This is a genomic window from Haloferax sp. s1, assembly GCF_058382125.1.
In genome coordinates this window covers 1-548 of record NZ_JBZRPK010000007.1, presented here as the reverse complement: position 1 = coordinate 548, position 548 = coordinate 1, and the positions used below count along the sequence as shown (strand labels likewise).

1 pseudogene is annotated in these 548 nt (G+C 53.6%); it reads left to right on the top strand.

Annotated features, from left to right (window positions below):
- A pseudogene (locus QT222_RS00030) lies at positions 1-548 on the top strand (transposase); the annotation flags it as partial.

Genomic DNA, 548 nt, shown 5'->3' with positions numbered 1-548 from the left:
AACAGCGTGGCCGCCGACTAACCGACGCATTTGTCGCTGCTCTCGAACTCCGCAAACACCTCCGTGAGGGGACAGCGTTCTGCGATGCACTTACCGTTTTTAAGCTCCAGATCGAAACGCTCGAAGACGACTACCCAGAGTGGCATCCCGCCCCGTACTCATTCCACGGAATGCTCAAGCTCTTTGTTTATCTAGAAGTCACCGGAGACAGCTACCGATCTCTCACACGCCATCCAGAGCTTGCCGACGTATTCGGTCTCGGCCAAATTCCTAACGAGTCAGTCATCTCTCGAACGTGGCGCAATCGCTTCGATGACGATGTTCGTCGATATATCACCGCCAGCGCACACTGCTTAGTCAAGGAGATACACAATGAGGGCCTCTCAGTTCCCGAAGTCCGGCCACTAGAGGAAGTCAAGCAGTCATCAGAAGAAACTACTGACTCAGCTGAGGATGCTACCGAATTTTCTGACGAAGAAATCTACCGTACAACCCGTCTCGCTCGTGAGCACGGCTTCGGTCCGTTCGACTCTGAGAGAGCTCAGAAC